Raw genomic sequence first — 8,427 nt, 5'->3', positions numbered from 1 at the left:
GCTGCGCACCGTCGCGCTCGGGGTCCCCGTCGTGTTCGTGGGGTCCGGTGCGGGCCGCGGGGCGGGCCGCGCCGCCGCCCACACCGCGGCGGGCCCCCCCCGCCCCCCCCCCCCCCCCCCCCCGGGGCGCGGCGCGGGTGCGGGGGCCGGGGCCGTCTCTGCTGCGGTGTCGCCGGAAGCGTCAGCTCTCGGTCGTCGCCGATGCCTTGCCCGCCGGGCGGGTGGCGCGGCGGCGGCGCGGCTTCGGCTCGGCGGCCGCCTCGCTCACCACGGCCTCGGCCTCGGAGACCACAGCGGCCTCCTGCGTCGCGGTCGAGGTGACGCTGCGGGTGGCCCGGCGTCGGCGCGGCTTGGTCTCCGCCTCGGCGGCCGGGGCCTCGACGGCGGGCTGCTCGACGGCGACGGCCTTGGCGGTCGCCTTCGACGCGGTCTTCGTGGTTTTCGCGGCCTTCTTCTCCGCGGGCTCCGCCGTCTCCGCCTTCGCGCGGGACTTCGTCGCCCTGGTCGCCCGGGCCTTGGGCTCGGCGACCGGCGCGGACTCGGTGGCCTTGGACTCGGTCTTCGCCTTCGACTCCGTCTTCGGCTTCGTGGCGCGGGCCGGACGGCGACGCGTCTTCACCTCGGGCTCCGGCTCGGCGGCCGGGGCGATCTGGAAGTCGACCTCGTCGGCCGGCTTCACGATCCGGGTGCGGCGGCGCGGCTTGACGGCCTTCGGCTCGGCGACCGGCTCCGCGATGCCCGCGGCGACGGCCACGGTCTGGAACTCGGCCGGGGCCGGGGCGGCCGGAGCCACGGCGACGGGCGAAGCCGCCTCCTCGGTCACCGGCTTCACGGCGGCGCGGCTGCGACGACGTCGCGGCTTGGTCTCCGCCACGGCCGTCACGGCCTCCGCGACCGGCTCGGCCACGGGAGCGACATCGGTCACGGGTGCGGCCTCGGCCACCGGGGCGGGAACCGCCGGGGCCTCGGCGACCGCCACGGCCGCCTCGGCGACGGCCTCGGGGGCGCTGACGCGGGTACGGCGGCGACGGCGCGGCGTGCGCGGCGCGTCGGACGCCTCGTCACGGGCCGGGGCGACCGGGGCGGCCTCCTTGGCAGGTGCGGGCACCGTCGCGGCGCCCCCCTCCGCGGCGGCGGCCCCGCCACGGGTGCGGCGGCGCTGACGCGGCGTACGGGTGCGCGGCTCGCGCTCCTCACGGGCGGGGGCCGGAGCGGCGGCCTTGCGGCCGCGGCCGCCGGTCTCGCCGAGGTCCTCGACCTCCTCCGCGCGCAGTCCGGCACGGGTCCGGTCGGCGCGGGGCAGCACGCCCTTGGTGCCCGCCGGGATGCCCAGCTCCTCGAAGAGGTGCGGAGAGGTGGAGTACGTCTCCGGAGGGTCCGGGAACTTCAGGTCCAGGGCCTTGTTGATCAGCTGCCAGCGCGGGATGTCGTCCCAGTCGACCAGCGTGATCGCGATGCCCTTGGCGCCCGCGCGGCCGGTGCGGCCGATGCGGTGGAGGTAGGTCTTCTCGTCCTCGGGCGACTGGTAGTTGACGACGTGGGTCACACCCTCGACGTCGATACCGCGCGCGGCGACGTCGGTGCAGACCAGGACGTCGACCTTGCCGTTGCGGAAGGCGCGCAGCGCCTGCTCACGGGCGCCCTGGCCGAGGTCGCCGTGGACCGCGCCGGAGGCGAAGCCGCGCTTCTCCAGCTGCTCGGCGATGTCGGCGGCCGTGCGCTTCGTCCGGCAGAAGATCATCGCCAGGCCGCGGCCCTCGGCCTGGAGGATGCGGGCGAGCATCTCCGGCTTGTCCATGTTGTGCGCGCGGTAGACGTGCTGGACCGTGTTCTTCACGGTCGTGCCCTCGTCGTCGGGCGACGTGGCGTTGATGTGCGTCGGCTGCGACATGTAGCGGCGGGCGAGGCTGATGACGGCACCGGGCATGGTGGCCGAGAACAGCATCGTCTGGCGCTTGGGCGGCAGCATCGTGATGATGCGCTCGACGTCGGGCAGGAAGCCCAGGTCCAGCATCTCGTCGGCCTCGTCGAGGACGAGCCCGCGGATGTGGGAGAGGTCGAGCTTGCGCTGGCCCGCCAGGTCCAGCAGACGGCCCGGGGTGCCGACGATCACATCGACGCCCTTCTTCAGGGCCTCGACCTGGGGCTCGTACGCGCGGCCGCCGTAGATCGCGAGAACGCGGACGTTACGGACCTTGCCGGCCGTGAGCAGGTCGTTGGTGACCTGCTGGCACAGCTCGCGGGTGGGGACGACGACGAGCGCCTGCGGCGCGTCGGTCAGCTGCTCGGGCTTGGCCCGCCCGGCCTCGACGTCGGCGGGGACGGTCACGCGCTCCAGGAGCGGAAGACCGAAGCCGAGCGTCTTTCCGGTGCCGGTCTTGGCCTGGCCGATGACGTCGGAGCCGGAGAGGGCTACGGGGAGCGTCAGCTCCTGGATGGGGAAGGGGGACATGATGCCGACTGCCTCAAGGGCTTCGGCCGTCTCGGGGAAAATACCGAGGTCGCGGAACGTAGTCAGGGTGCTGCCTCTTCTGTGAGACGCGGTCCGAGGCGAACGCTGGGGGTCGTACCGTGCCGGGGTTGGTCATCCGGCCGTGGATGGGCCGGGTGGCGCGGGACCACTGCCGTCGCTCGAGCGCTCGTGCCGCTGAGGGGGCCCCTCATCTGCAGTCGTACGTGTCGTACGCACCGCGTGGAGGGCTGTCGGGTCGGAGCCGATCGGGCCACCGACCGGGCATCCTCATTCAAAGGGCGCGCCCCTGGCACAGCACAGTGCTCAGTAAGCGCATTACCACTGTACCCCGGATTCGCGCATGTGTGTTGGACGAATTCATCGGAACGGTATGAGGGCCCCGGCTGACCAGGCCCTTCCGCCCTGCGCGGAGCGGGCTATCGTTCCGTTCATGGAGACGCCAGACCACGCCACCGATACCCCCGCCGACCCGTCCGGAACCACCGGGATCGCCGCCCAGGACTGGGCCACCGCGGCCGCCGACCCGCAGTACCGCGCCGCGGTCGTGGACCTGCTCGGCGCCCTCGCCTACGGAGAGCTGGCGGCCTTCGAGCGGCTGGCCGACGACGCGAAGCTCGCGCCGACCCTCGGGGACAAGGCGGAGCTGGCGAAGATGGCCGCCGCCGAGTTCCACCACTTCGAGCAGCTGACCGAGCGGCTCACCGCGGTCGATGAGGAGCCGACCGCCGCGATGGAGCCGTTCGCCAAGGCGCTCGACGACTTCCACCGCCAGACGGCGCCGTCCGACTGGCTGGAGGGCCTGGTCAAGGCGTACGTCGGCGACTCGATCGCGAGCGACTTCTACCGCGAAGTCGCGGCCCGGCTGGACACCGACACCCGGTCCCTGGTGCTGTCCGTGCTCGACGACACCGGCCACGGCAACTTCGCGGTGGAGAAGGTGCGCGCCGCCATCGAGGCCGACCCCCGGGTCGGCGGGCGGCTCGCGCTGTGGGCGCGCCGGCTGATGGGCGAGGCGCTCTCGCAGGCCCAGCGCGTGGTCGCCGACCGCGACGCCCTCTCCACGATGCTGGTGGGCGGCGTCGCGGACGGCTTCGACCTGGCGGAGGTGGGCCGGATGTTCTCCCGGATCACCGAGGCCCACACCAAGCGGATGGCCGCGCTGGGGCTGGCCGCGTAGGACCGCGCAACGCGCCGTACCGCGTCAGCGCGCTACCGGTCCGTACCCCGTCACCGCGCTACCGGGCCCGTACCGCGCGCTACTGGGCCGCCGCCGACCGGGCGAGGCGGCGGCCGCGTGGGCGGATCAGGAGCGACAGCGTCACCGCCCCGACCGACACGGCTCCGATCAGCGTCGCCAGTACATGGCCGGGCCCCAGGGCGGCATGTGTCAGATACGCGCCGAACAGGGCGCCCAGCGCGCCGGTGAGATAAACCGCACGGCCGGACGGCAGTCGGTCGGCCAGTGATCGGAGCGCCGCCCAGGACAGGGCGAGTCCGAGCACGGCGGCGCCGAAGGATTCCCAGATCACAGAGGATCACCTCGCGGGGGTGTGCGGGGCGGGCAAATCGGTCGTAGGCGGTACTACCCCCCGCCTGCGCCGAGCAACCCTCCAGCAGCTCCTTCCGACCCGTACGGGATCCCGGCGGGTAATCCGTCAAAGAGGCCCGCACACCACACAGGAGCGCCCCGAACCCCACCCGTCGGGTGGTCGGCTCACCGATCTCCACATACGCGATCCGGTCGGCCGGCACCAGGACCTTGCGGCCCTTGTCGTCCGTGAGGCTGAGCAGCTCCGCCTTGCCGCCCAGTGCCGCGGCGACCGCGCTCTCGACGTCCTCGGCGGAAAGCCCGCTCTCCAGAACGATCTCGCGGGGCGTGTGCTGCACCCCGATCTTGACCTCCACGGCTATGTCCCTCCGACGGTCAGTCCCTGCGCGGCGAACCGCGCCGTACGCAGCCACATTAGCCCGGCGCGAGCGGAGCTCAGGGCCCGACCGGCAACGCCCGCAGCGAACACGGCGTCGCACGTCCCGTCACGGAGGGCTCAGTGCTGCTCGACGCCGTGCAGCGGGAAGCCCGCGATGCCCCGCCAGGCCAGCGAGGTGAGGAGCTGAACGGCCGTGTCCCGCGGGATCGCGGACCGGCTGGAGAGCCAGTAACGGGCCACCACCTGGGAGACGCCGCCGAGCCCCACGGCCAGCAGCATGGACTCGTCCTTGGACAGGCCCGTGTCCCCGGCGATCACGTCCGAGATGGCCTCGGCACACTGGAGGGACACCCGGTCCACCCGCTCGCGCACGGCGGGCTCGTTGGTCAGGTCGGACTCGAAGACCAGCCGGAACGCGCCGCCCTCGTCCTCCACGTACGCGAAGTAGGCGTCCATCGTCGCCTCGACGCGCAGCTTGTTGTCCGTCGTCGAGGCCAGCGCCGTGCGCACGGCCTGGAGCAGCGACTCGCAGTGCTGGTCGAGGAGGGCCAGGTAGAGCTCCAGCTTCCCGGGGAAGTGCTGGTAGAGCACCGGCTTGCTGACCCCGGCCCGCTCGGCGATGTCGTCCATCGCGGCGGAGTGGTAGCCCTGCGCGACGAAGACCTCCTGCGCGGCGCCCAGCAGCTGATTGCGTCGGGCGCGGCGGGGCAGGCGGGTGCCCCGCGGGCGCGCCGCCTCTGTCTGCTCGATGGCTGTCACGCCGCCTCCCAAATATGTGTTCCAGCACAGCCGGTCCGTGCACGCTGCGCCGTACAGCCATCGTACTTTTGGGTAACCCGGGTGTGCGCGGCGCGGACGCAGAATTTCATGGACCGGACGGCTGTGGAAGCCACAGTTCCCTGCGGTCGTGAGTAAACCGGGGCGTATTACCGGTAATCGTCCTCGTCGAGGGGGATTACCCTGCGCTGCTCCGCCACATCGGCCTCATTGGCGGCGGTCGGGTCGACGCTCTCCACCCGCTCGTCGTCCTCGGGCCGGACGTCCGCGCGCTGCTCGGCGGCGTCGGCCTCCGGAGCCTCCGGCCCCGGCTCGTCGGGCTCCGCGCCCTCGAAGGTGTCCGGGTCGCTCGGGTCGACCGTCATGTGCAGCTCCCTTCCTGTCGTTCCCTCCTGAAGCCTAGGAGTTACCCGTCCACCCCGCGATGCGGCCTTGTGACGGCGAACACATGAATCAGGGCGTGATCGTCTCGTAACATTGGCGCATGTCTTCGACCGAACTGCCGGGTGCCCAGGCCGCCGCCGCCGCGTTGGCCCCCACGGTCAGTGCCGTCCGGGTCGCCGACGGCGAACGACTGCGCTCCGTGTCCCTGCCGGGGATCGGTCTGAACATCCGCTGCCGGCCGGGAGACCGGACCGGGCTGCCCCCCGCGCTGTACGTGCACGGGCTCGGCGGCTCGTCGCAGAACTGGTCCGCGCTGATGCCGCTGCTGTCCGACCTGGTCGACGGAGAGGCTGTTGACCTGCCCGGATTCGGGGACTCGCCGCCGCCGGACGACGGCAACTACTCGGTGACCGGACACGCCCGCGCGGTGATCCGGCTGCTGGACGCGGAGGAGCGGGGGCCCGTCCACCTCTTCGGCAATTCGCTGGGCGGCGCGGTCGCCACCCGGGTCGCCGCCGTCCGCCCCGACCTGGTGCGCACCCTCACCCTGATCTCGCCCGCCCTTCCGGAGTGGCGGGTGCAACGGCCGGCCGTTCCGACCGGTCTTCTCGCGGTGCCGGGGGTCGCTTCGCTGTTCTCCCGGCTCACGAAGGGCTGGACGGCGGAGCAGCGGACCCGCGGAGTCATGGCACTCTGTTACGGCGATCCGGCACAAGTCTCCGACGAAGCCTTCCGCAACGCGGTGGCCGAGATGGAGCGACGGCTGGAGCTGCCGTACTTCTGGGACGCGATGACGCGTTCGGCCCGGGGCATCGTCGATGCGTACACCCTGGGCGGCCAGCACGGACTGTGGCGCCAGGCCGAGCGGGTGCTCGCACCGACCCAGCTCGTGTACGGCGGACGGGACCAGCTCGTCTCGTACCGGATGGCACGCAGGGCGTCCGCGGCCTTCCGCGACGCCCGGCTGCTGACCCTGCCCGACGCGGGGCACGTGGCGATGATGGAGTACCCGGAGGCGGTCGCCCAGGCGTTCCGGGAACTGCTGGACGATAGCGGCGGGAGCTGATCCGGGGCGTGGGACGACACAGTCGAAAGGGCTCCGGGGCGATCCGCCCCGACGCGACAGCGGCCGAGCCGGGCGGCGAGCGCGCCACGGCGCATCCCGCGTCCGGCACCGGCACCGGCACCGGCCGCCGCAGGCGGAACGGATCCGCGCCGACCGCGGACGGGCGGAACCTCTTCTCCCCGCTGACCGGTGACGGGCAGGGCCCGTTCTCGCCCGACGCCCCGCAGGTACGCGGCGGCCACCCCGAACAGCATGAGAAGGGCGGCGGTTGGGGCGGCACCTGGAGCACCGGCCCGCAGCCCCGCAACGGGCAGGGGCCCGGCGCGTCCGCACCTCAGGCCGCCCCCCGGTCCCAGGCTCCCCACCAGTACGCGGGCCCGGACGGCCGCCCCGGTGGCGCCCGGCCGTATCCCGGCGGGCCGGGCGGGTCCGCCGGGCCCGCCGGGTCCGAGGACGCCGCCGCGCGGCAGCAGGCCGTGGCCCGCCAGGTCTCCGCCCAGCGGGCGGCCCAGCGCGCCGCGGACGGCCGGGCCGCACAGCAGCAGCCCGCCGGGCCGCCGGTGCCGGGCCCGCGCCAGGAGTTCCTGGAGGCCTTCGACGCCGAGGCCCCCGGGACCGCGTCCGCACCGTCGGCCGGGAGCCCGGACGGCCCGGACGACACCGAGGCCGCGGAGCCCGACGAACAGGCCGCGCCCCGCGGCTCCAAGGGCCGGACCTTCACCGGGATCGCTGCCGCCGCGGTGACGACCGTGCTCGCGGTCATCGTGGCCGGCCAGGTCGCCGAGGACTCCGGGGGCCGTGCGGCCGCCGCGCGCGCCGCCGATGTGGAACGGCAGGGCCTGGGTGACGAGGCATCCCGCTCCGACGCCCGCCCGACCCCGAAGGAGCCCTCGGCGAAGCCCGAGGTGAAGCCCCTCTCGTACGCGGCCAAGATGGCGCAGCCGTATCCGCTCGCCGCCGACCTGAAGGCGACCGGTGAGTTCGAGGCCGTGCCCGGTCTGGCGAAGGCCCCCGGCAAGGGGCAGAAGCACCGCTACCGGATCGACGTGGAGAAGGGGCTCGCCCTCGACGCCGGTCTGTTCGCCGAAGCCGTGCAGAAGACGCTCAACGACGACCGGAGCTGGGCGCACAACGGCGCTATGACCTTCGAGCGCATCTCGTCGGGGCAGCCGGACTTCGTGATCACCCTCGCCAGTCCCGGGACCACCGGCGACTGGTGTGCCAAATCGGGTCTGGACACCACGATCGACAACGTCTCCTGCGATTCGGCATCGACCGACCGCGTCATGATCAACGCCTATCGCTGGGCGCAGGGCGCCGCCACCTTCGGTCCGGACAAGATGCTGTCCTACCGTCAGATGCTCATCAACCACGAGGTCGGCCACCGGCTCGGGTACAACCATGTGAGCTGCCGTACGCCCGGCGCCCTGGCCCCGGTCATGCAGCAGCAGACCAAGACCCTCGACCTCGAAGGCATCAAGTGCAAGGCCAACCCCTGGGTGCATCCCAAGGGTTGATCCCCCGGGGCCTGTCGCAGCACGCGTCGGCCCGCCGGGCAGCCCGGCAGGAGTTGGCCCGGGCCTGACCCTCCGTGACAACCGACCGCTGTATCGCGACGGAACGCGACCGGGGCAGGAAAGTTACGACGGTTCACCCCTTTCGGTGGGGGGGGGGGGGGGGGGCGGCCGGCCGGGGCGCCCGGGGCGCCCGGGCGGAACCGGAGGCTGAGGGCGGGGGGGCCCCCCCCGCGCGGGGGGGCAGCCACGCCGCGGCGGGCGGCAACGGGCGGCCGGCCGCCC

7 protein-coding genes and 1 pseudogene are annotated in these 8,427 nt (G+C 73.5%); 3 read left to right on the top strand and 5 right to left on the bottom strand.

The window, feature by feature from the left end; genetic code table 11:
* Nucleotides 1-181: 181 nt before the first annotated feature.
* A complete protein-coding gene (locus tag JS521_RS16055; protein WP_205083668.1) occupies nucleotides 182-2,452 on the bottom strand; it encodes a DEAD/DEAH box helicase in 2,271 nt (756 codons plus the stop codon).
* A 451-nt stretch (nucleotides 2,453-2,903) separates the two neighbouring features.
* Between JS521_RS16055 and JS521_RS16050 the strand changes: the two genes are divergently transcribed.
* Nucleotides 2,904-3,650, top strand: a complete 747-nt coding sequence (locus JS521_RS16050; RefSeq protein ID WP_205083667.1) for a ferritin-like fold-containing protein — start codon at nucleotides 2,904-2,906, stop codon at nucleotides 3,648-3,650.
* Nucleotides 3,651-3,729: 79 nt separating this feature from the next.
* On the opposite strand, the gene JS521_RS16045 is transcribed toward JS521_RS16050, so the two are convergent.
* The 4 genes and pseudogenes from JS521_RS16045 to JS521_RS16030 all read right to left on the bottom strand — a co-directional run bounded on the left by JS521_RS16045 (nucleotide 3,730) and on the right by JS521_RS16030 (nucleotide 5,543).
* Nucleotides 3,730-4,002, bottom strand: a complete 273-nt coding sequence (locus JS521_RS16045; protein ID WP_205083666.1) for a hypothetical protein — start codon at nucleotides 4,000-4,002, stop codon at nucleotides 3,730-3,732.
* Between the two features lie 151 nt (nucleotides 4,003-4,153).
* A pseudogene (locus tag JS521_RS16040) lies at nucleotides 4,154-4,378 on the bottom strand (DUF3107 domain-containing protein); the annotation flags it as partial.
* A 140-nt stretch (nucleotides 4,379-4,518) separates the two neighbouring features.
* Entirely contained in the window at nucleotides 4,519-5,160 is a 642-nt protein-coding gene (locus tag JS521_RS16035; RefSeq protein ID WP_010061601.1) for a TetR/AcrR family transcriptional regulator, read from the bottom strand.
* A 167-nt stretch (nucleotides 5,161-5,327) separates the two neighbouring features.
* Nucleotides 5,328-5,543 (bottom strand): Rv3202a family protein, encoded by a 216-nt coding sequence (locus tag JS521_RS16030; RefSeq protein ID WP_205083665.1) that lies wholly within the window; start codon nucleotides 5,541-5,543, stop codon nucleotides 5,328-5,330.
* A 119-nt stretch (nucleotides 5,544-5,662) separates the two neighbouring features.
* Here JS521_RS16030 and JS521_RS16025 point away from each other — a divergent pair, with 119 nt between their 5' ends.
* A complete protein-coding gene (locus JS521_RS16025) occupies nucleotides 5,663-6,628 on the top strand; it encodes an alpha/beta fold hydrolase (RefSeq protein WP_205083664.1) in 966 nt (321 codons plus the stop codon).
* Between the two features lie 8 nt (nucleotides 6,629-6,636).
* Nucleotides 6,637-8,145: a DUF3152 domain-containing protein gene (locus JS521_RS16020; protein WP_205083663.1), complete on the top strand. Its 1,509-nt coding sequence runs from the start codon at nucleotides 6,637-6,639 to the stop codon at nucleotides 8,143-8,145.
* Nucleotides 8,146-8,427 lie beyond the last annotated feature (282 nt).

The sequence above is a fragment of the Streptomyces durocortorensis genome (assembly GCF_016901035.1).
GTDB lineage: Bacteria > Actinomycetota > Actinomycetes > Streptomycetales > Streptomycetaceae > Streptomyces > Streptomyces durocortorensis.
Note: the sequence above shows the minus strand (reverse complement) of the source record. Positions and strands in the feature narration are given on the sequence as shown.

Excerpts from the sequence above, each read along its gene's own strand:
- JS521_RS16055 (WP_205083668.1), bottom strand. The coding sequence starts at position 2,452 with ATGTCCCCCTTCCCCATCCAGGAGCTGACGCTCCCCGTAGCCCTCTCC.
- JS521_RS16050 (WP_205083667.1), top strand. The coding sequence starts at position 2,904 with ATGGAGACGCCAGACCACGCCACCGATACCCCCGCCGACCCGTCCGGA.
- JS521_RS16030 (WP_205083665.1), bottom strand. The coding sequence starts at position 5,543 with ATGACGGTCGACCCGAGCGACCCGGACACCTTCGAGGGCGCGGAGCCC.
- JS521_RS16025 (WP_205083664.1), top strand. The coding sequence starts at position 5,663 with ATGTCTTCGACCGAACTGCCGGGTGCCCAGGCCGCCGCCGCCGCGTTG.